Below are 21,745 nucleotides of genomic sequence, written 5' to 3' on the forward strand. Positions count from 1 at the left end.
CAGACGTGCCACGCATGTCTGTTCGACGGGGGAGAGAGCCGGTGGCTGGGGGGCCGCCGGCTTTCTTATTTTGAGCTGACCCCAAGTCTCGCTCGACTTGACCATCGGCAGAGCTGCGGCGGGCCCGGAAACCATGGCGCCGCCAGGTCATGCGATGCTAGCCTGGACCGACATAACCAATAATCGTTGGGCCAGGAGACTGGAATGGGAAAGAACGGCAAGGACAAGTCCAAGGACAAAGACAACGGCAAGGACGAAAAGTCCGCTTCATCCGGCGCTATGCCGGCAGTTCTCGACCAGCCAGTCAAAAATGCCGTCATTGCCTATCCTGGCCTGCCAAACGGTTTTGATCTCAACGATCCAGAATTCCCGAAGCTGCTCGATGACGCCGCGTTGGGATCGGGGGGCTATCCCTACGACAAGCGGATGAAGAGGGAGGAATTCGAGCAGAAACTCGAACTGCTACAGATCGAACTCGTCAAACTGCAAGCGCACAACCTGAAGACCGGCGGCCACATCCTCAGCCTGTATGAGGGCCGAGACGGAGCGGGCAAAGGAAGCTGCATCGGCGCGTTCGTCGAGCACCTCAATCCACGCAACACACGCGCCGTTGCTTTGACCAAGCCGACAGAGACGGAGCGCGGCCAGCTCTACTTCCAACGCTACGCGGTGCATCTGCCAACGGCAGGTGAAATGGTCCTGTTCGACCGCTCCTGGTACAATCGGGCAGGCGTCGAGCGGGTCATGGGTTTCGCCACCCCCGATCAAATCGCGGCATTTCTGCGTGAAGCGCCCGAATTCGAAGGGCTTCTGGTTCGTAACGGGATCAAGCTGTTCAAGTTCTTTCTGGCAGTAGGGCGCGAGATGCAGTTCAAGCGCTTCCACGAGCGCCGCCATAATCCCTTGAAGCGCTGGAAGCTGTCCGACATCGACCTTGCCGCGCTCACGCGGTACGATGATTACACTGCGGCGCAAGTCGATATGTTTCGCTTCACGCACACCGCCATCGCGCCATGGACAGTCGTGCGCGCCAACGATCAGCGCCGCGCACGATTGGAGACGATCCGCGTCGTGCTTTCGGCTCTCGACTACGAGGGTAAGGATCCAAAGGCGGTTGGCGAGATCGATCCGAAGATTATCGGAACCGGTCCTGAGTTCTTCTCCAGCTGACCTAGTGGGTCCACAGACTACAAGGGCCCTGCCCTAACGGACAAGGAGAACCGGGGCTTGCGCGAGAGCGACTGTGCGAGCCAGGGCGCGCGCATTCGGAAGCAAGGTGCCACCGAGGCGTGCCACGATGAAGCTCGTTTTCAACCCGCGCAACGCTTCATCCAAGGCCCCTGCGACGCCCATGACAGGAGAGGCCGTTTCCACCACAAGCCCGCGATGGTTTGCAGTCGTCAGTCGAATATGCGCTTCCAGCTCTTCCATGTCCTTGCGGCGGTCGGCGGCAACAAGAACATGGACCCTGCCGCAAAGTCCCTTGAGGCGGCTCGCGGCTCGCAGCATTGCGGGCAGGCGCTCTGCATCCTCAACGACGATGGCGATCGGGCCCGCATCGTGCGCGATCCGCTTGGGCGCAGCCACGACCCCGGTCGCGCCACTCACATTGGCGAAAATCGTGCTGGCTGCGTGTCCCGACGCTTCACAGGCCGGGCGCGACAGCACAACAACGTTCCACGGTCCTCGGCTCAAGCAAAGTCCGTCGAGCTGGTCGATTACCTCGCCTGTGACCGCGGTGTGATAAACCGGAACGCCTTGGCGGCGCGCGGCCCGTTCGATGGCGCGCAGCTGTCGCATCTGCAAAAGGACATATTCGGCGATCGAAGGTGCCTCGTTAGCAGCGGAGTTTGGACGCGCGGGGCACCAAGCCGCCACCGGCAACGAGCAGGCACGATCCAAGGCGTCGGTGTTGACGATGACGGTTTCGATCTCGGCATTGAAGGCGGAGGCAAACCGGCTTGTGACCTGAGCCGGTATTGAAATGTCGCCGCTGCCCGGCTCGATCACGAACAGCACCCGGCCGCTGGCTTCGGAAGCTTCCGCAACGTGGGCCATCATGTCAGGCGCGCCTCCCCGGCCCGCTTTGCCGCAGTCTCGATGTCGTGTGCCCGAATGTGAGAGGCGCCAGATGCCGCCGCTTCCACATCCGCATCATGAAGAAGATTGACGAGCGCGTGCGTGTCGAGTTTCAGCTGATCGTTGTCGCCACTATCGGCCAGAGCCGAACGATAAAGTGCTTCTGCGGCGTTGGACGCAATCGAGCGCAGGCCCGATTGTTGGGCGACCCGGGCGGCGAAGGCAGCATAGTCTGCCACATCGAAAGCCGAGCGCGGCAGACTCGCGCGGAAGCGGACGACGTGCGGAAAATGCCGGCGCGCTCCTGGATCGAGGGCAAGGAGTTTGTTGTGGGACGCCTCGTCCGCCACCACGATGAGGCGGCCGGAGAACGGCAGAGCGTCTACTTCAAGCATGAGCCCGCCGCGCACGAGCGGACGCATGGCGCCTTCTGCGAGTACACGGCTGAGCACGCACCAAGCGGATGGATCGGCAACAAGCCGCCAAGCCTCAAGGACAAGATAGCCGCCATTGGCGCGTGCAAGGGCGCCCGGAGCCAACACCAACTGCCCAGCGGCATCGACACCGATTTCTCCCAGTAAACCGGCCGGTGTCACATCCTGCGCCAAGACAACCGGAGCAGGCTGCGAAAAATCTGCCGCCGTCTGCACGTTGAACACCTGAACAGATGCCAGCGCCGCCGGAAGGGTGCGTGAACCAACTCCCTCCGCACTTCGTTGCGCTGCTGCGGTTGCTGCAATGAGTGAAGCCTGCAACTCGTCGACGAAATCCGAACAATCGTTGAAGGCAAGTCGCACGGGCTCCAAGTGGGGCTTCACCGCGCGGGCGGCGGCATCGCGGTTGAACGATGCAATGCGCTCGGCGTGGTGAGTGTCATCGTCGGGAATGGCCTCGATAAAGGCTTTCAGTTCGCCTTCCAGATCGGCGATCTTGGCTTCCACGTCACGTTGGAGTTTTTCAGGCAGCGCGCGAAATACGTCGTTGCGCACAACCTTGCCTTCATGCATCGGCGCCAGAACGAAGCCATCCGGCGTCTTCACCAGAGCGATATTCTGCTCCTCGGCGCGGCGCTTCAATGTCTCTAACGTCTTACCTGACTTGTGGCGGAACTCTTCGTCAATGATCTCCAGCCCAAGTCGGAACTCGTCACTCGCGACGAGACGTTCGTGATTTGCTCTAGCTTTGGAAATGGCCGCTTTCGCCTCGCGCGCCAGCAACTTGCCTTGCCCATGCGGCATCGCAAACGACCGCAACCGCCCGCCCTCCGCCGCAGAGACGACATACAGCCAGTCGTGAGGCCGAGGCATCACATCGCGATGCCGTTCAAGTTGCGTTTCGATTGCCCGCCGACGGCCCGAGCCCATCGGGCCGAGCACGAGGATGGAACCAGCGGCCCGAGGATTGGCAAGTAGACGGTCGAGCAGGTCATAGGCGGCTTCCTGTCCCGGTAGCGGCCCGGCCGCGCGCGGCGTGATGATGTCCGCATCGTTGGCGACGGTGGGCATTGGCGAGGGCGCGCGTTGCGGAACACTGGCGACAGGCTCGCTTGGAGTTAGCGTTGTTACCGTTTTCACCGCAGCCGCGGCGATCCGCTCGGTCAGACGCGATGGCTGAAGCGCGACCACATTACTTTCGTGCGCCGTTCCAGCGCTGTCGCTGTCATTTCGCGAGGCATCCTGCTTCTCAGCGTCTTGCTTCGCGTCGACTTCGGAGTTCTCGTTGGCGGCAGGCGCTTGGCTGTTGGCCATGTCGCCTTTTGAACCAGCCTCTTGTGTCGATTCGGTCGTCTCCGACGCCCCCTCATCGGCTGCGTCGCTCTGCGTCTTCAATAACGCCGCGCTTTGCGCGTCGTCTCTCTTGGCGCGCCAGAAAAATTTCACAGTCTATTGCCCCGTCATCTGCAGCTTGTTGCTGAGCTTCATACGACGGCCGCCCCCGCAGGTGGCCAAATCCAGCTTGAGCGCAAACATCTCACGGCCATAATGGCGGCACCATGACCAAGCCTCCGCAACAAGTCGCTTCGCGAACAGAAATCGAGATCGAGGCCAAGTTGCCGCCGGCAGCCCAAGAGATCCTGCGCGGTGTTCAGAGGCTATTGAGAGCATATGGCTATGAAAGCTTGTCTGAAGTCGTGCTCGCGAACGGCAGACGGGCAGATGTGATGGCGCTTGGTCCCAAAGGAGACTGCTGGATTGTTGAAATCAAATCGAGCATTGCGGACTTTCGCTCAGACTTCAAATGGCCCGAGTACCGCGACTATTGCGACCGGCTCTTCTTTGCCGTGGCGCCAGAATTTCCAAACGAGATACTCCCGCCTGACACAGGTCTGATCCTGGCCGACCGCTATGACGGAGAGATTGTTCGGGACGCGCCTGAAGCTCGTATGGGCCCGGCGCGCCGCAAGGCTGTTACCCTGGCATTTGCCCGAGTTGCCGCCGCGAGATTGTTGAACGCGACCGAACAGCCGATTCCAGCGTTGTCCCAGTCCACGTGAAACATGGCCCGTAGGCAATCAGCCTCGGGAGGCAAAGAGCGGAGTTACGCGAGAAGGCTAGCCTACTTGGGCGCTCGCTTTGCCAAAATACGCTGGAGGGTTCGCCGATGCATGTTGAGACGGCGCGCCGTCTCAGAGACGTTGCGGTTGCACAACTCATAGACGCGCTGAATGTGTTCCCAACGCACCCGATCCGCGGACATGGGGTTTTCTGGCGGGGGCGCTTTGGAATCGGCCGGTGCAAGCAAAGCGTCGGTCACATCGTCGGCGTCGGCAGGTTTGGCGAGATAGTCGACCGCGCCGAGCTTCACCGCGCTGACCGCCGTCGCTATGTTGCCATAACCCGTCAGAACGATAGCCCGCGCATCCGGCCGCGCGCGCGCCAGCTCGGCGAGCACATCCAGACCGTTCCCGTCTTCCAGGCGCATATCAACGACGGCAAAGGCCGGCGCCTTCTGTCGGATCAGGTCAATTCCCTCGGCGACCGAGAAGCCGCTACGGACCTCAAACCCGCGAGTCTCCATGGCTCGCGCGAGGCGCTGCAAAAATGCGCGGTCGTCATCGACGATCAATAGCGATCTGTCTTCTGGCAACTCGTCCTGGCGGAATGAAAGATCTTCGGTCGTCACGTTGAGCCTCCGCGGGCCATTTTTGTTGTTTGCTCCGATGAAGCGCCTTTGTCCTACGTCAACACACCTAGCGCAATAGGGTCAAAGACGGAAAATAGTTAAGGACTACCGACTTTTGCGCGCGCGCCGCTATAGATTGCGGCGCAAAACAAGGCCTGGCTCAAAATTTCGTTCGCGCGCCTACATGGTTCGCAGGAAAATATTGCGCCGCTCGAAGGCCTTGCGCGGCCAGGTTACTACGATGACAGCACCGTGCTGCGGTGCCGGACGGTTGGAAAAATTAACGCTGGCGCCAGACCGTTCCAGCAAGGTTTTGGCAATAAAAAATCCCAACCCCAGCCCGGAATGTTCTTTTTCACGCTTTTCGTGCAGCCGACGTGTGGAAACATAGGGCTCACCGATGCTGTCCATCAGGTCCGGCGAGAAGCCAGGGCCATCGTCCGCGATGGTCACCGAAACGTCTTCCGCGCTCCAACGCGCCGAGACCTCGACCTCGGATGCGGCGAAGTCGATAGCGTTCTCGATGATGTTGCCAAGTCCGTATATGACACCCGGCTTGCGCTCGCCGACCGGCTCGAGCCGGCCATCACCCTCCGCTCCCAAGATCGGATGCGCGCTAACCACGATACGCTTGCTGGAAACCTTATGAGATTCGACGCTCTCGTCGATAATTTCACGCACGGTCACGCTGGCGTGCATTGGATCCTGCTCGTCGGGCTTCTTGGTCAGTTTTTGGAGAATCTCGCGACAACGCTGCGCCTGCGAGCGCAAAAGCGTCAGATCCTCCCCGTAGCGGCTGTCCGGGCCAAGCTCCCGTTCGAGTTCCTTGGAAACCAGAACGATCGTGGACAATGGGGTACCAAGTTCGTGCGCGGCGGCCGCGGCAAGACCATCGAGCGCGTGCAGACGCTGCTCGCTGGCCAGCACCATATCGGTTGCGGTGAGCGCAGCAGACATCATCCGTGCTTCTTTGCTTATCCGCCAGACGTAAACGGCCGTGAAGATCATGGATGATGCGATTGCCGCCAAGAGGCCGATCTTGTAGTCGCGCGGCAGCTCGAAGCGGAAACCTTCGATCCAGGGTAGCGGATAGTATTGGGTGACGAGAAATGTCACGGTTGCGAGGGTAATTACCCCAAGCAAAATCGTGGAGCGGCGCGGCTGGGTCGCAGCCGATACCGTCACGGGTGCGACGATCAGCGGAGCAAACGGATTTTGAATGCCGCCCGTGAGGTAGAGCAGCGCTCCGAGTTGGAGTGTGTCGTAAGCTAACAGCGCCGTGGCGAACCGGGTTCCGATGCGATAACGCGCCGGAAAGCGGATAGACAAGTAAACATTGAGCCACGCCGAAAGAGCGATGAGAACAAGGCAGATACCCACCGGCATGGCAAATCCGTAGAACCCCGTTACGATCGCAACCGCAGCCAGCTGTCCGAGGATTGCGATCCAGCGCAGACGCACGCTCGTCTGCAGCCGGAGCTGGCTTTCGCGCTCGCTTGCGATGTCTCTTAGAATCTGGTCGTCCTGTCGCAGTTCCACTGTTCTTTTTCTCTTTTGACTCGAACGACACAACCCGTAAGAAGGGATCCGATTTCGGAGCTCGGCAGGGTGGGACACTAGCACAGCTTGCACCCATGCAGCCAATCCCCCACGTTCGGCAGAAGCGGCAGGACTTCTGTCTCAAGAGACTGCCAAACAACTGTTTTTTGACCATATGCCGGGGTCATAACAAGCGCGCAAGATCTACTACTGAAGGCGACGCGCACCTCACAAACCAGGGAGTGTTTTGACAATGACCAGTCGCGGTCCGCTGTTGGCTATTGCTGGATTGATCATCGGTGGTCTCGCCGCCGTTCTCCTCCTGGCACCGTCTTCGACAACACTGCCGCAGGGAAGCGTCGAAACCGGCAAGGCTCTGGTCGGTGGTTCCTTCACGCTAATCGATCAGACTGGCAAACGGGTCACAGACAAGGACTTCCGTGGCAAATACATGCTGGTCTTTTTTGGTTTTACACATTGTCCCGACATTTGCCCTTCCGCTCTCCAGGTGATTTCGGCCGCACTGGGCAAATTGGGTGATAAAGCCAAGGACATCGTTCCGGTTTTCATAACGCTGGATCCCCAGCGCGACACGCCTCAAAAGCTCGGCGAATATCTGAGCAGTTTCGATGCTAAGTTCGTTGGCCTTACGGGAAGCAAAGAAGAAGTAGAAAGCGCGGCCAAGGCTTATCGGGTCTATTATCAAATCGTTCCGGACGACAAGACGCCGGGCGAATACACCATCGATCATGCTGCGATCATCTATCTGATGGGCAAGGACGGCGAATTCGTCACCCATGTGCCTCACACAAACGATGTCGATCAGGTCGTTTCCACACTCGACAAAGCGCTGTGAGAATCACTGCGCATCATCACGCAACTGAAACAATTCGTGCGTCCGCAACGCCACAGTTGCACCACACGCGAACGTCACGCTACATTCTTGCTTGGAGACACGCGCGTAAGCTTGCTAGTTGATGCGTTGTAGTCCTGAGCTTCGAACAATTCAGATCGCGATCGAAACGCGGCACGGCAGCGCCAAGAGTTCTCTGGCGCATGAGGTTCGGCACTTCCTATTTTGGGGGCACTGCAGATGGCGAAGTCCAATGGATCGGTTTCGTTGCGGAAGCGATCTGGCGGGATCGAGGATGTGGGCGCGCGAGTCGAAGTTCGCCGCCATCCCGGCGCGCGCCGATTGACCTTACGTGTGAGCCGTACGCAGCGCGCCGTTATCGTCACCCTGCCTCTGCAATGCGATCTTGACGAAGCCGGCTCTTTCCTTTCGCGTCACATCGATTGGGTCCGTGAGCGTCTCGACAGCCTCCCCGATCCTGTGCCTTTTGCCCACGGCATGGCGATGCCGCTGCGCGGCGAACCCCACGACATCGTCTTTACCGGCGCGACGCGCACACGTCTCGTCAGCGTGCAACCCGGCCAAAACAATCGCCGAGAGATCAGTGTTCCAGGCAGTCTCGACAGCGCACCGCAACGGTTGCGTAACTGGCTTGTCGATGAGGCCAAACGCGATCTGGACGGCCGCGTTACCTTCCATGCCAAGCGGCTTAACGTGCAGCCCAAACGTATTGCCGTGCGCGACCAGGCGAGTCGCTGGGGCTCATGTTCCACAACACGTGTTCTATCTTTCTCATGGCGACTGTTACTGGCGCCGCCCGCGATTCTCGATTACGTGGCCGCCCACGAGGTGGCGCATCTGGCCGAAATGAATCACGGCCCCCGCTTCTGGGCCCTGGTCCGCAAGACATTGCCCGACTACGAAAGCGCCAAGCGTTGGCTACAGGTCTATGGACTTGATTTGCATCGCTATGGCGTCTCGGCCTTCGACGAGGCCTGAAGCTGCGCCCGATTCGGGAAGCGATGGGCCATCGGAACCGATCCTTTCGAATCACCACCATCCACCGAGAGACATCATCCCTCTGGGCCGATCTGGCGCCGGAAGAGGAGTTTTAGTTGCGTCGGCGACGACTTCGCCAGAATTTTCCTCGGTACCTGCTAGCGCACGGGTAATGAAATCGTCCGCAATCCCTTCTTCCGGGTGCCGGGACTGGTTCGGGTCCGTTCCGAAGTCAGCAGCTTGACGATCCAGCGGCTTATGCTGCCGCTTAGCTGGGACAGGTGCGGGTGGAGCGGTCTGCTGAGGCTGCGGCGGCGTGGCAGCATCTGACGGGGCCTCCACCGCATCCGTTGAGGAAACCAACGCAGCCGGCGGACGTGTGGCGGACACTGTACCGGGAAGCGCGAGCGGTGCTTTTCCCGCATGTGCCGTCATCATGAGTTCGTGCCAGATCTCCGCCGGGAGACCTCCGCCAACCGCGTGCTTCATAGGCGCGCCATTGTCGTTACCGACCCACACTCCTGCTGTGAGATGCGCGGTGAAGCCGACGAACCAAGCATCGCGAAAGTCTTGTGTGGTGCCAGTCTTGCCGCCAGCGGGATGCCAGGGGATCGCCGCACGCCGTCCCGTCCCGCTCATCATCGCGCTGTTGAGCATCGAATTCAGCTCCCCCACGAGAGCCGGATCGGCGACCTGCCGTATATTCATTCCAGCACGCGCAAAGACCACGCGACCCGAACTTAAGCGCACGCGGCGGATGGCATAGGGCTCCACCGACGCGCCGCCATTGGAGAACACCGCATAGGCGCCGGTAAGCTCCAAAAGCGAAACCTCCGATGTGCCCAGCGCAATCGAGGGATCCTCTCGTAGATCTGACGTGATCCCCAGACGCCGCGCCACACCGATTGTGCGCGTGGTGCCGACAGTCTGATTGAGTTGCACAGCTACCGTGTTGATGGATTGGGCCAACGCCTGCCGCAGCGTGGTCTTTCCCGCATAAGCACCGTTGTCATTCCGGGGTGACCAACCATCGATGTTCAATGGCAAATCGTAAACGGACGTCTCGGGCAACATGCCACGCTCCAATGCCGCCAGATACACCACCGGCTTGAACGCCGACCCTGGCTGACGACGCGCCTTTACGGCGCGATTGAACTGACTTTCAGCATAGCTGCGCCCGCCTATCATGGCGCGGATGGCGCCTTCGGAATCGAGTAACACCAATGCCGCCTGCGAGGCGCCAAGCCGGCCGCCTTGTCGCGCCAGTGCCCTTTCGACGACTTCGCCGGCCTTCTTCTGCAAGCCTGAATCCAGCGTCGTTTCCACGATCACTTCGCCGTGGCCGCCACCAATAAGAGGCGGCAGCCGCTCGAGAACGAAATCGATCGCATATTCGAGACCATCGGGAGCGGAGGCCGCCTGCGGGTTGGCGAAGGCGACCCGTTCAGCAAGTGCCATACGCGCTTGCTGCGCCGTGATAACGCCTGTCTCAGCCATTTTTTCAACGACGACGCGCGCGCGCGCGCGCGCCAGATCCGGGCTCGTGAACGGCGAATACTTCGATGGGGCTTTCAGCAGGCCCGCAATCAACGCTGCTTCGCTCACAGAGAGTGCGCGCGCAGACTTATCGAAATAGCGTTGGCTTGCCGCCTCGATGCCATAGGCTCCGGCCCCGAAGTAAACGCGGTTGAGATATAATTCCAAAATTTCAGCCTTCGACAGGCGCAGCTCAAGCCAGAAAGACAGCGCCAGCTCCTCCAACTTGCGCGAGAAAGTCCGTTCCGGCGAGAGAAACAGGTTCTTGGCAAGCTGTTGGGTCAGGGTTGAACCACCTTGCGCGAGACGGCCTGCGCGTAGATTGGCCATGACAGCGCGCGCAAAGCCCCATGGATCGACGCCATAATGATCGAAGAAGCGGCGGTCTTCGATGGCAACCACAGCGCCGACGACGTGCTTGGGCAGCAGATCGACGGGCATGTAGTCGTGCGCCGCCCCACGCTCCGCCAGCACCGAACCATCTCTCGCGAGGATACGGATGACGGGCGCGCGCTCCTTGGCGCGCATCACCAAAGGATGCGGGAAGGAGACGGTGTAGTAGACCATTAAGAATGCAAAAACGGGCACACCGACTGCTAGACCGGCAAGCGGAAGACCTATGAGAACACGCCATTTCCACGACAGACGCCGAATAGTTTGGGCGATCAATTGACGGATGCGGCCCCACTTGGGTGCATCAACGCCACGCAACGGCGGTTCGTCAGCAATGTGAAGTGCATCGAAGGGAGGCGGCAGCGGGGAGTGCGGGGTAGCATCCGATATAGCAGCCGGCGCGCGCATAGATGCACCGTCGCCACCGGCACGGCTCCGCCATAACGCCAAAATCGCCTCTAGGAATCGCATTCTCTGTCTGCCGCGCCCAACAGATGGCGCTCGCCCAGCGCCCAATAAGGTAAATCTAACCGCCAGCGACTAAGCTCCGGTTAACCACCGCGGGAAATCTTCCCCGCTCCTCCACGACGCCGCCGCTTCACGTCAACCTGGAGGTGGCATCCGGTTTCAACACGAGCGCAAGTTGCGCGGAATTTACCAATGGTGGGAAGAGCCCGACTGCGTGATAGTACGCATAGAGGAACTGCGGGGGAGAGATGTCCGGCACCGAGGATTTGACCAGCTACAAGGATGCTTTGTTGATTTTGGGCACCGCCGGCGTCGTGGTGCCGGTGCTCAGCCGCTACAAAATCAGCCCGGTTCTTGCCTATCTGATCACCGGAGCCGTGCTTTCCCCCAAAGGTCTGGGCCTCCTGGCCTGGAAGTTTCCGATAGTTAGCTGGCTATCCATCTCGAGCCCCGAGCAAGTGGCAAACCTCGCCGAGATGGGCGTTGTCTTTCTGTTGTTTCTGATTGGCTTGGAGCTCTCGTTCGAGCGATTGATGACGATGCGCCGCTTGGTGTTCGGCCTCGGTGCGGCGCAGGTCGTCATATCCGCGATCCTCATCGCCATTAGCGCGATGTTCGGCGGCCTCTCTGCAAACGGATCGATCGTGGTCGGCTCGGCGCTGGCCCTGTCGTCGACGGCCATCGTCGTTGAGCATCTCTCGGGGCAAAAGCGGCTGGCGACGGCAACCGGGCGAACGACATTCTCTATTCTGCTGTTTCAGGATCTTGCCGTCGTGCCGATCTTGTTCATGCTCAGCATCCTCGATCCGGAAGCCGGCAGTTCGCTTGCCGCAGGATTGCTCAAGGCGTTCGGGCAAGCCGCAATCGCCCTGGCCATCATCATTGTCGTGGGGCGCTTCTTGCTGCAGCCCCTGTTCCGCCTGGTCGCCCAGACGGGCAGCCACGACATGTTTATTGCCACAACGCTATTCGTGGCGGTCGGCACCAGCTTCATTACTGCTGCGGCCGGACTTTCGATGGCTCTGGGTGCGTTTGTTGCTGGCCTGATCCTGGCGGAGACCGAGTACCGCCGCGTTATCCAAACGATCATCGAACCTTTGAAGAGCTTGCTCCTGGGTCTGTTCTTCTTTTCCGTCGGCCTGAGCATTGATCTCAATGTGCTGATCGCCAATCCCATCGTGATTGTGGCGGCGACAGCGGCAGTGATCGTTCTCAAAGCCTCCGTTGTGTTCTTGCTCTCGCGCGCATTCGGCATCTCAACGGCGGCGTCCGTAGAATCGGCAGCGCTGCTCGCGCCTGGAGGCGAATTCGCCTTCGTCATTCTTACGCTTGCGCTGTCTTACGGACTGGTTCGGCCTGATGTGGCATCTTTGATGCTCACCTCGGTAGCCATTTCGATGGCGTTCATCCCCATTCTGGGCACGTTGGCCAAGAGCTGGGGCAAGCGCAACGCGCCGGAGGCTCAGATCGATCCGGCGTTGCTGGAGCTTCCCGCCGATATAGGTGGGCCAAAGGCAGTGGTGATCGGCTACGGCCGTGTCGGCCAACTGATCTGCCAAATGCTGAAAGAACATAAAGTTCCTTATATCGCCGTCGACCGCACAGCCCGACTGGTCAGCGAAGCGCGTCACGCGGGGGAGCCTGTGTATTTCGGCGACGTACGCGAGCTTGATCTGCTGCAAAAGTGTGGATTGGATACGGCCAAGGCCGCGATCGTCACCATCCATACTGAGAAAGAGACTGACGAGATCGTCCAGTCCCTGCGCGCCGCCTATCCCAATCTCGTGATCGTCGCGCGCGCCAAGGACGCTCTGCACGCACGCAACCTCTACAAGCTCGGCGTCACGGATGCGGTGCCTGAGACGATTGAAGCGAGCCTTCAGCTATCAGAAGCGGCGCTGGTCGGCCTCGGCGTGCCGACCGGTTACGTCATAGCCTCCATCCATGAGAAGCGAGACTCCTTCCGTGCCGAGCTTCAAGGCGCCGCCGAAAAGGCCGGTACAGCGACGCGAGCGTTCCCTCGGCGCACCAGTCAGAAGTAGGCAGCTAAAGCCGCCCCGCTGCAGCGGACCCACTCAGCCCAGATTGAACACGCGCGTTGGATGCAAAGCGCCCTTATCCAATTCACCAAGAGCGATCAGACGCCCCTTGGAGGTTGCGAAAGCCGGGCCGGTCAGAACGGGCGCGTCGCGCCCTCGGATCAGAATCGCCTGACCGCGCACCAAGCTCGCCGCGTCGGATGGCGAGACCATCAGCTCAGGTAGATCAGACAGAGCCGACTCGACGGGCTCCAGCAAACGCGAAAGCACCGCGCCGCCGTCTTCCGCTTTCATTGCGTCTTCGATTTCCTCCACGGTGACGGCGCGATCCTCATCGAAAGGACCGACTCGGGTTCGTCGGAGCGCAATGACATGGCCAAAGCAACCAAGAAGTCGGCCCATGTCCCGGGCGATGGCGCGAACATAGGTGCCGCGCCCGCATTCGGCCTCGAAGACGCTGGTTTCCGCATCAGGCATGTCGATGAGTTCAAGCCGCTCGATGTAAACGGGCCGCGCAGCCAAACGAACTTCCTCGCCATCACGCGCCAGATCGTAGGCACGTTCGCCATCCACCTTGATGGCTGAGAACTGCGGCGGCACCTGCATGATCTCACCGATGAAGCGCGACAAGAGCCCCTCGATATCGGTTTGAGACGGGCGGATATCGCTGGCGTTGAGAACTTGGCCTTCGGTGTCGTCCGTGGTCGTCTCGATGCCCCAGCGGACCGTGAATCGGTAGGCTTTTTCTCCATCCACGGCATAGGGCACGGTCTTTGTGCCTTCGCCCAGAGCGATGGGGAGAATGCCGGTCGCCAACGGGTCGAGCGTCCCCGCATGACCGGCCTTTTGCGCGTTGAATGCACGCCGCACGAAGCCCACCGCCTGGGTTGAAGTCATGTTGAGCGGCTTATCGAGTACGAGCCAGCCGTGAACCGGGTTGCCTTTTTTGCGTCGTGCCATGTGTATTCCGATTGTTCAGTCCATCAAGCCAAAGAAGTGTCTCACTTCTTCTGCGTATCCTGGCGCACCTTGGGGCTGTCGAGCAGGCGATCAATGCGCGTAGCCTCCTCGAACGTTTCGTCCTCGCGGAAGCGAACGTCCGGCGCGTACTTGAGGTCGAGGGTGTGCGCGACCTCGGCGCGGATGTACTTTTTGTTGCGCGTCAGGGCCTCGATCACCGGCTTCATGTCAGCGCCGCCGAGCGGCATGACGTAGACAGTGGCGATCTTGAGATCGGGCGACAGGCGGACCTCGGGAATCGTGATCGAATGACTGGCGATGATGTCATCATGGATATCGCCACGAACCAGCATTTCCGAAATTTTGTGTCGGATCAGCTCGCCCACGCGAAGCATACGCTGCGAGGGGCCTTTTCCGGCGCTAGATCCTTTGCTTTTTGACCCGCGGCTCATCAGGGAGCTTCCTTATTTTCGTTTTTGTTGCCGATCTCGTCGTCAGCATCGCGTCCGGCGGCTTCGGCGAAGTCGGCGAAGGCGCGCATTTCATCCGGACCCGTGAATGCCCTCAGCGGAATAATGACCGCATCTCGCGGCGTGTAGGCAAGAATGACGTGCGCTTTGCCTGAAACCACGGTCAAATCATGCCAAGGAAAAGTTTGCACGCCCGCGCCCTGCTTCACGACGATGCGGTCGGCATAGGCCTCGAGCGAAATGGGTGAAGTGGAAAGCGGCGTGGTTCGGATACGATGACGCGCTCTCGCCGTCAGCAAGATGAGGCTCAACGCGTAACCGATGGCAATAGCCGACACGACGCTCGCCACCTGCCCCAATTTGGTTGTCGGATCCCAAGGCAGGTATGGCGCCAATTGGTCCTCAAACAACCCCACCGCCGCGCCGCAAAGCAGAATGGGGCCAAAAAGCCAGAGCTTCTCGGCGCCTTGCAGTTCATGCGGCATCAGCTCGTAGGCGGCGATATCCTCGCGCACGAGCGTGTAGTGGAGCTGATAAACAGGGGTATTGCTTGTTTCGGTCATAGGCTCTCGGCGACCGCGGGATTGGACCGCGCATTGCCTCTGGTAACGGTGAAAATCAAAGTCCGCGCGGCGCAGAGGCCGCGCGGACAAATGTGTCGTTTCTTACAGCGAACGCGCGATCGTTTCGATCTGGAAGCATTCGATCTGGTCACCCTCGCGCAAGTCCTGGTAGTTGGCAAACGACATGCCGCACTCCTGACCTTGCGTGACTTCCTTCACGTCGTCCTTGAAGCGTTTCAGGATCGACAGCGAACCTTCGTGGATCACGACGTTGTCGCGCAACAGACGCACCTTCGCGCCGCGCTCGACCTTGCCTTGCGTGACCTGGCAACCGGCAACCTTGCCGACCTTCGAGATGTTGAAGACCTGCTTGATGGTCGCGTAACCCAGGAACACTTCCTTCTTGGTCGGCGCCAGCAGGCCCGACATCGCCGCCTTCACCTCATCGACCAAGTCATAGATGATGTTGTAGTAGCGGATCTCGATGCCCTGTGCGTCAGCGGCACGCTTTGCCTGCTCGTTGGCGCGCACGTTGAAGCCGATGACGACGGCCTTGGAAGCGGCTGCCAGCGCAATATCGGATTCGGTGATGCCGCCAACGCCGGTATGGATGATCCTTGCCTCGACCTCATCGTTGCCGATCTTCTTAAGCGATCCGGCAATGGCTTCGACCGAACCTTGAACGTCACCCTTGATGACCAGCGGGAACTCCTTGCGGCCAGCTTCCTTAAGCTGCTGCATCATCTGTTCCAGCGTGCTCTTGCTGCCCGCAGAGCCCAATGTCTCACGGCGCTTGCGCACGCGATAATCGGTAATTTCGCGCGCACGCGCCTCGTTTTCAACGACAGCGAATTGATCGCCGGCTTCAGGCGCAGAGTCGAAGCCGAGGATCTCAACGGGGACCGACGGGCCCGCCGTGGCGATGTTCTGTCCATGGTCGTCGATCAGTGCGCGGACGCGGCCCCAGGCAGAACCTGCAACCACGATGTCGCCGACCGAAAGCGAACCGCGCTGAACCAGCACGGTGCCAACCGGACCGCGGCCACGTTCAAGCTTCGCCTCGATCACGATGCCCTCAGCCGAACGATTCGGGTTGGCCTTGAGGTCGAGAATCTCCGCCTGAAGGTGGATCGCTTCCAGCAACTTGTCGAGGTTGGTGCGCTTCAGAGCCGAGACTGGAACTTCCAGCGTATCGCCACCCATGCTCTCCACCACGATCTCGTGCTGAAGCAGGTCCGTGCGTACGCGGTTGGGATCGGCTTGCGGCTTGTCGATCTTGTTGATGGCGACGATCATCGGAACGCCTGCCGCCTTGGCGTGGTTCAATGCTTCCACCGTCTGAGGCATGACGCCATCGTCGGCGGCAACCACGAGAACAACGATGTCGGTGACCTTCGCACCACGTGCACGCATGGCGGTGAACGCCTCGTGGCCGGGCGTGTCGATGAACGTGATCTTGTCTCCATCGGCCGTCTGCACCTGATACGCGCCGATATGCTGCGTGATACCACCGGCTTCGCCCGACACCACGTTGGTGGAACGAATGGCATCAAGCAACGAGGTCTTGCCGTGGTCGACGTGGCCCATGATGGTCACCACGGGTGCGCGCGGCTCCAGATGATCGTCAACGTCCTTGTCGCCAACAAACCCGATTTCAACGTCGGCTTCGGATACGCGCTTGGCCGTGTGACCGAACTCCTGAACGATCAGTTCAGCAGTATCGGCGTCGATCACGTCGGTGATCTTATGCATCGCGCCCTGCTTCATCAGGTACTTGATGATATCGACGGCGCGCTCCGTCATACGGTTGGACAATTCCTGAATGGTAATGGCTTCCGGAATCGTCACCTCGCGCGCAATCTTCTCGCGCGTCTGCGACAACCCCATCGCCTTCGCCTTCTCCTTTTCGCGCTTGCGCTTCAAAGAGGCGAGCGAACGCTGCTGAGCTTCGCGATCGAAGTTCGTAATCGTGATCTTGGTACGCGCACTGCGGCCTTCGTTGAGCTTCACGGCCGGGCGCGGAATTTTCACCCCTGGACCACCACGCTTGGCGGCCGGCGAGTCTTCGTCGTCCATCATCTGCTTGGCGGCAGGTGCCATGCGCTGAGAGCGTTTTGGCGCTTCAGGTTCGGTAGAGGCTGGCGCCCCACCGGCACGACGCGTCGTCGGCAATTCGATCTCGCGGGGCCTGCCACCTTCGCGTGGCATGAAAGCCGGGTTTTGCGGACGCGCACCTGCAGGGCGGCCGCTCTCACGCGGTCGGCTTTCCTCGCGCGGCCCAGGCGCGCGCTCCGCGGCGGGCGGCTGTGGCGCTTCGGCCGCGGGCTGCGACTCGGGCTTGGCCTCGACGACGGGCGCAGATGCGGCGGGCGCCTCTGCCTGCGGAGCCGCCGAGGGCGTCTGTGCAGCCACTGGAGCCGGAGGCGTTTCTGGCTCGGGCGGGCGTACCGGCTCAAAGCGAACAGGAGCAACCTCGGGCGCACGCTGCGCCTCACCGGCACGCGCCGCTGCAAGTGCTTCATCCCGCGCCTTGCGCTCGGCTTCCGAAAGGATGCGCTGCGCCGGCCGCGCGCGCTGCGGCTGCGACTGTGCAGCCGGAGGCATATCGCCTGCCGGTCGTTGCGTGCGGGGCTTCTCTATGACTGGCGTCGCCACGGCCGGGGTCTCGGTGTGTTCCGCACCGGGCGGACCAAGCTTACGTGTCCTCTTCTTCTCGACGACGACGCTTTTAGATCGGCCATGGCTGAAGTTCTGACGCACATGGCCCGATTCGACCGTCTTCTGCAGGGTCAGCGGCTTGCGTGCCCCTGTCCGCACGGTCTTATCGGTCTGGTCTTTTTGTTCGCTCATGCGTTTTCCGTTCAGCCTTTAAGTTCGAGATTCAGTGGTGGAGACTGGCAATTCGGGCGCGGCCGAGGAGGTCCGGTAGCGCACAAGACGCTCCGCCTCCCTCAGAAACCGCTCCGTCAGTCCTCCGGGTATGAGGGCAGCATGTACCACACTTGGCCTACCCATGGCCAAGCTGATTTCGTTTACCGTCAGCGCTGTGACGATGGGCGCATCCCGGCCAAAATTTTTTTGAATTGCCCGGAATTTCCGGTCGAGCTTTTGACAGCCATCGAGGGCCGCTTCGGCGCCGTGCACAACGACCGCCACAGTGCCCTTTTCCAGCGCGCTCTCAACCTGTTGGAACCCGGCGGAAATCAATCCTGCCTTGTTGGCCAGCGCCAGGGTTTCACTGACACGGCGGACCAGAAGCTGCTCGATCCGGTCGGCCAAATCCTCGGCGGCGGAAACATTGGCCTTCATCCCGCGGGAAAAGACCTTGGTTTTTACCGCTTTTTCCACAGTCTCGTGGGTCGCCGTCAGCCACACGCCGCGCCCAGGCAAGCGGCGGTCGATATCAGGCACAATTGTCCCGTCAGGGGCGGCGACGAAGCGAATAAGCTCCTCGGGCGCCCGGTGCTGGCGGGTTAGCGCGCACGTGCGTTCAGAGCCCGTTTCTGGGCTCTCCTCGCCGTGTTTTGTGTGCGCCTGCTGTCTTGCCACTTCGCCTCGTTTGCCTGGGGTCTCATGGGACTAAGCCTGAGGTGCAGGCTCTTCGCCCGCATTCCCGGCCTCTGGTGTCATTTCCGCTTCGCCTTCCCCTTCTTCCGCAGGGGCTTCGGGCTCGATCCAGCCAAGAAGGACGCGCGCGGCCAAAATCATGTCCTCGGCATCCTTGCGAGACAGCTCAAACCCGTCGAGATAACCCTTGTGGCGGATCGGCTCGGCGTCTTTTTCCTTCTTGCGCTCGGTCCAGCCGACCAGCTCGTCGGTTGCGCAATCTGCGAAATCTTCCACCGTCTTGATGCCGCTTTCGCCCAGCGCCACCATCATGGCGGTGGTCATGCCTTGGATATCGGCCATGTCGTCGGCTACACCAAGCTCGCGGCGCTTCGCGTCGCGCTCGGCTTCCTGCTGCTCAAGATATTCGCGCGCACGGTTTTGGATTTCCTGCGCGGTGTTTTCGTCGAAGCCTTCAATATGGGAAATCTCAGACAGATCGACAAATGCGACTTCCTCGATCGTGGCGAAGCCTTCGGTCACGAGCAGCTGGGCGATAACCTCGTCGACATCCAGGCTCTCCATGAGAAGCTGGGTGCGCTCGGCGAATTCCTTCTGACGGCGCTCGCTTTCTTCCTGCTCGGTGAGGATATCAATATCCCAACCGGTGAGCTGAGATGCGAGCCTGACGTTCTGGCCACGACGACCGATGGCGAGCGACAGCTGCGCCTCGGGCACCACAACCTCGATGCGGTTTGAATCTTCATCGAGCACCACCTTGGTAACTTCCGCAGGTGCCAGCGCATTGACGATAAAGCTCGCCGCATCCGGGTTCCATTGGATGATATCGACCTTCTCGCCTTGAAGCTCGTTGACGACGGCCTGCACGCGCGCACCACGCATACCGACGCACGCACCGACAGGATCGATCGAGCTGTCCTTGGAAATGACCGCGATCTTGGCGCGGCTTCCAGGATCGCGCGCCACCGACTTGATCTCGACGACACCGTCGTAGATTTCAGGCACTTCCTGAGCAAACAGCTTGGCCATGAATTCCGAACGCGCGCGCGTCAGGAAGATCTGCGGCCCGCGCTGTTCGCGGCGCACGTCATAGATGTAGGCGCGGATGCGGTCGCCGAGACGCACGTTCTCGCGCGGGATCATCTCATCGCGGCGAATGATACCTTCGGCACGACCGAGATCGACGATGACGTTGCCGTACTCGACACGCTTAACGGTGCCGTTGGCGATCTCGCCGACGCGGTCCTTGTATTCGGAAAACTGGCGGTCGCGCTCGGCTTCGCGCACCTTTTGGACGATTACCTGCTTGGCGTTCTGGGCGGCGACGCGACCGAATTCCAGCGGCGGTAGCGTCTCTGCGATCAAATCGCCGATCTGTGCCTGCGGATTGCGCTTTTTTGCGTCTTCGAGATTGAGCTGGGTGGCATCGTTCTCGACTTCTTCGACAACGGCCATCACGCGAGTGAGGCGTGCTTCGCCAGTCTTAGGATCGATTTCGCAGCGGATGTCGTTCTCAGCGCCGTAACGGGACTTTGCCGCCTTCTGGATCGCGTCCTCCATCGCCTCTATGACGATCTTCTTGTCGATCGTCTTTTCGCGCGCGACAGCATCCGCGATCTGCAGCAACTCAAGCCTGTTGGCGGAAATGCCTGCCATGGCCATGGGATCAGTCCTCCACGTCGTCGTTCAAGTCGTCTTCATCCATTTCCGCGCCGTCGCCAGGGCGTTCAGCATGACGCTTCTTGGCGCGTGCCAGCGCTTCGCGGATCAATTCGTCGGTCAGAACCAGCTTGGCATCCGCCACGAGGTGAACGGGTAGCCCCAGGTGCTGCAGACCAAGCTCGCCGAGTTCGGTGGCGATACGTACTTCGCCGTCTTCGAAACCTTCAAGCGTACCTTTGAAACGCCGCCGGCCATCGACTGGTTCTTTCAATTCTATCTTGGCAACGTGGCCAGCCCAATCTTCAAAATCGGAAGGGCGCACGAGCGGACGATCAATACCTGGTGAAGAAATCTCAAGCCGATAGGCGCCCGGAAGCGGATCGGCGACATCGAGCACCGGCGACAACGCTCGCGAGATCGCTTCGCAATCGTCAATTGTGATGCTGCCGTCGGGACGTTCGGCCATAATCTGTAGAATGCGATCCTCGCGTCCGCCTGCAACCGCGACACGCACCAACCGGAAGCCGAGATCTTCCAAGACCGGCTCGGCAACGGCAGCAATGTCAGCGGCTAGGCCCGTCTCGCGCATGAAGCGCTCGGCAGAAACCGCTGAGGGTGCAAGTTCTTGAGGCTCGGTGGCCATTCGCGAGACGTCGTCTTTCTTTACTCGAGGACTTTAATGACCGTTTGGAGCGGGCCCGGAGGTCCACTCTAGAAGTCTTCAGTTTGTTATTGAATTGGCGCGTACATAAGCGAACTGCGGAAGTTTTGCAAGCGCCGCAACACCTGCCGCGCGGATCAGACCCGCAAAAAGCGAAAATAGTAGCGTATGCGGCCCTCACGCTCGGCCTTCTGCTCATAGCGTGTTTGGGGCCAATCCGGGGGCCGAATGCGCCAATCGGCGGGGCTTTCCGCCTGCCAGGCAAAATCGGATTGCACGCGGAAGGCCTGTAACATTGTTCGGGCGTAATCGCCGATATCCGTGCCGATACGCAGTTCCGCGCCCGGCTTCATGATCCGGGCGAGCAATTTTAATGTGGCAGGGTTAACGAGACGGCGTTTGCGGTGCTTTCGCTTAGGCCAGGGATCGGGAAACAGGATGAATGCACGGCTAACCGAGGCCGGCATAAGCCATCGCAGCACATCGCGGGCGTCGCCCATGTGCACGCGCACATTCTCCAGGCGATCTTCCTCGATCGCGCTCAGGACTTTAACAACACCGTCTTCGAAGGGCTCGCAGCCGATCAGCGAGACGCCAGGATTATGCTTGGCTTGCCAGACGAGATGCTCACCGCCGCCAAACCCGATCTCCAGCCATATTTGAGCGGCGCCTTCCGACTCCCCCACGGGGAGCCGGCCGGAAGGCGCGGTAAGATCGAGCGCAACGCGAGGCAGGAGATCGCGCTTTAGAGCTTCTTGACGGCTCGAACCTTTGCGGCCGCGCCGGCGCCCATAAGAGCGCAACTCCCTTTCGTCATCCGAGCTCATCACTCA

18 protein-coding genes are annotated in these 21,745 nt (G+C 60.4%); 5 read left to right on the top strand and 13 right to left on the bottom strand.

All coding sequences use genetic code 11. The features are described 5' to 3' along the window. Positions 1 to 204: 204 nt before the first annotated feature. Positions 205 to 1,170: a polyphosphate kinase 2 gene (gene ppk2 / locus R3D51_02780; GenBank protein ID MEZ5898397.1), complete on the top strand. Its 966-nt coding sequence runs from the start codon at positions 205 to 207 to the stop codon at positions 1,168 to 1,170. 33 nt (positions 1,171 to 1,203) lie between these two features. On the opposite strand, the gene R3D51_02785 is transcribed toward ppk2, so the two are convergent. Together R3D51_02785 and R3D51_02790 are read right to left on the bottom strand one after the other, a co-directional pair. Further along, on the bottom strand, positions 1,204 to 2,061 hold the full coding sequence (locus R3D51_02785; protein MEZ5898398.1) for a hypothetical protein: 858 nt from the start codon (positions 2,059 to 2,061) through the stop codon (positions 1,204 to 1,206). After that, positions 2,058 to 3,959, bottom strand: a complete 1,902-nt coding sequence (locus R3D51_02790; GenBank protein ID MEZ5898399.1) for an AAA family ATPase — start codon at positions 3,957 to 3,959, stop codon at positions 2,058 to 2,060. The genes R3D51_02785 and R3D51_02790 overlap by 4 nt, the downstream gene beginning before the upstream one ends. A gap of 113 nt (positions 3,960 to 4,072) precedes the next feature. Between R3D51_02790 and R3D51_02795 the strand changes: the two genes are divergently transcribed. Next, positions 4,073 to 4,573, top strand: a complete 501-nt coding sequence (locus R3D51_02795; protein ID MEZ5898400.1) for an MmcB family DNA repair protein — start codon at positions 4,073 to 4,075, stop codon at positions 4,571 to 4,573. Between the two features lie 62 nt (positions 4,574 to 4,635). Here the strand turns inward: R3D51_02795 and R3D51_02800 are convergent, their stop codons facing one another. Together R3D51_02800 and R3D51_02805 are read right to left on the bottom strand one after the other, a co-directional pair. Further along, positions 4,636 to 5,202 (bottom strand): ActR/PrrA/RegA family redox response regulator transcription factor, encoded by a 567-nt coding sequence (locus R3D51_02800; GenBank protein ID MEZ5898401.1) that lies wholly within the window; start codon positions 5,200 to 5,202, stop codon positions 4,636 to 4,638. A 180-nt stretch (positions 5,203 to 5,382) separates the two neighbouring features. After that, the gene (locus R3D51_02805; GenBank protein MEZ5898402.1) at positions 5,383 to 6,741 is read right to left on the bottom strand and encodes an ActS/PrrB/RegB family redox-sensitive histidine kinase; all 1,359 of its coding nucleotides are present in this window, start codon (positions 6,739 to 6,741) and stop codon (positions 5,383 to 5,385) included. 253 nt (positions 6,742 to 6,994) lie between these two features. Here R3D51_02805 and R3D51_02810 point away from each other — a divergent pair, with 253 nt between their 5' ends. Together R3D51_02810 and R3D51_02815 are read left to right on the top strand one after the other, a co-directional pair. After that, positions 6,995 to 7,597 (top strand): SCO family protein, encoded by a 603-nt coding sequence (locus tag R3D51_02810; GenBank protein ID MEZ5898403.1) that lies wholly within the window; start codon positions 6,995 to 6,997, stop codon positions 7,595 to 7,597. A 237-nt stretch (positions 7,598 to 7,834) separates the two neighbouring features. Beyond that, complete coding sequence (locus R3D51_02815; GenBank protein ID MEZ5898404.1) at positions 7,835 to 8,593, top strand: SprT family zinc-dependent metalloprotease; 759 nt, start codon at positions 7,835 to 7,837, stop codon at positions 8,591 to 8,593. Positions 8,594 to 8,644: 51 nt separating this feature from the next. Here the strand turns inward: R3D51_02815 and R3D51_02820 are convergent, their stop codons facing one another. Further along, complete coding sequence (locus R3D51_02820) at positions 8,645 to 10,993, bottom strand: PBP1A family penicillin-binding protein (GenBank protein MEZ5898405.1); 2,349 nt, start codon at positions 10,991 to 10,993, stop codon at positions 8,645 to 8,647. 245 nt (positions 10,994 to 11,238) lie between these two features. Here R3D51_02820 and R3D51_02825 point away from each other — a divergent pair, with 245 nt between their 5' ends. Next, entirely contained in the window at positions 11,239 to 13,032 is a 1,794-nt protein-coding gene (locus R3D51_02825; protein MEZ5898406.1) for a cation:proton antiporter, read from the top strand. Between the two features lie 33 nt (positions 13,033 to 13,065). On the opposite strand, the gene truB is transcribed toward R3D51_02825, so the two are convergent. The 8 genes from truB to trmB form a co-directional block, all read right to left on the bottom strand. Then, positions 13,066 to 13,989: a tRNA pseudouridine(55) synthase TruB gene (truB, locus tag R3D51_02830; protein MEZ5898407.1), complete on the bottom strand. Its 924-nt coding sequence runs from the start codon at positions 13,987 to 13,989 to the stop codon at positions 13,066 to 13,068. Positions 13,990 to 14,030: 41 nt separating this feature from the next. Beyond that, positions 14,031 to 14,441 carry a 30S ribosome-binding factor RbfA gene (rbfA, locus tag R3D51_02835; GenBank protein MEZ5898408.1) on the bottom strand — a complete coding sequence of 137 codons (411 nt, stop codon included), beginning with the start codon at positions 14,439 to 14,441 and terminating at the stop codon, positions 14,031 to 14,033. Further along, positions 14,441 to 15,022, bottom strand: coding sequence for a YcxB family protein (locus R3D51_02840; GenBank protein MEZ5898409.1), 582 nt, complete (start codon positions 15,020 to 15,022; stop codon positions 14,441 to 14,443). Before R3D51_02840 ends, rbfA begins: the two co-directional genes overlap by 1 nt. 102 nt (positions 15,023 to 15,124) lie before the next feature. Then, positions 15,125 to 17,872: a translation initiation factor IF-2 gene (infB, locus tag R3D51_02845; protein ID MEZ5898410.1), complete on the bottom strand. Its 2,748-nt coding sequence runs from the start codon at positions 17,870 to 17,872 to the stop codon at positions 15,125 to 15,127. Positions 17,873 to 17,890: 18 nt separating this feature from the next. Beyond that, the gene (locus R3D51_02850; GenBank protein MEZ5898411.1) at positions 17,891 to 18,571 is read right to left on the bottom strand and encodes an RNA-binding protein; all 681 of its coding nucleotides are present in this window, start codon (positions 18,569 to 18,571) and stop codon (positions 17,891 to 17,893) included. 30 nt (positions 18,572 to 18,601) lie between these two features. Further along, a complete protein-coding gene (gene nusA, locus R3D51_02855) occupies positions 18,602 to 20,251 on the bottom strand; it encodes a transcription termination factor NusA (protein ID MEZ5898412.1) in 1,650 nt (549 codons plus the stop codon). A 4-nt stretch (positions 20,252 to 20,255) separates the two neighbouring features. Then, complete coding sequence (gene rimP, locus R3D51_02860) at positions 20,256 to 20,894, bottom strand: ribosome maturation factor RimP (protein MEZ5898413.1); 639 nt, start codon at positions 20,892 to 20,894, stop codon at positions 20,256 to 20,258. A 155-nt stretch (positions 20,895 to 21,049) separates the two neighbouring features. After that, positions 21,050 to 21,739 (bottom strand): tRNA (guanosine(46)-N7)-methyltransferase TrmB, encoded by a 690-nt coding sequence (trmB, locus tag R3D51_02865; GenBank protein MEZ5898414.1) that lies wholly within the window; start codon positions 21,737 to 21,739, stop codon positions 21,050 to 21,052. Positions 21,740 to 21,745: the final 6 nt, after the last annotated feature.

This window comes from Hyphomicrobiaceae bacterium (assembly GCA_041397645.1).
In the GTDB taxonomy this organism is placed as follows: domain Bacteria; phylum Pseudomonadota; class Alphaproteobacteria; order Rhizobiales; family Hyphomicrobiaceae; genus Hyphomicrobium_B.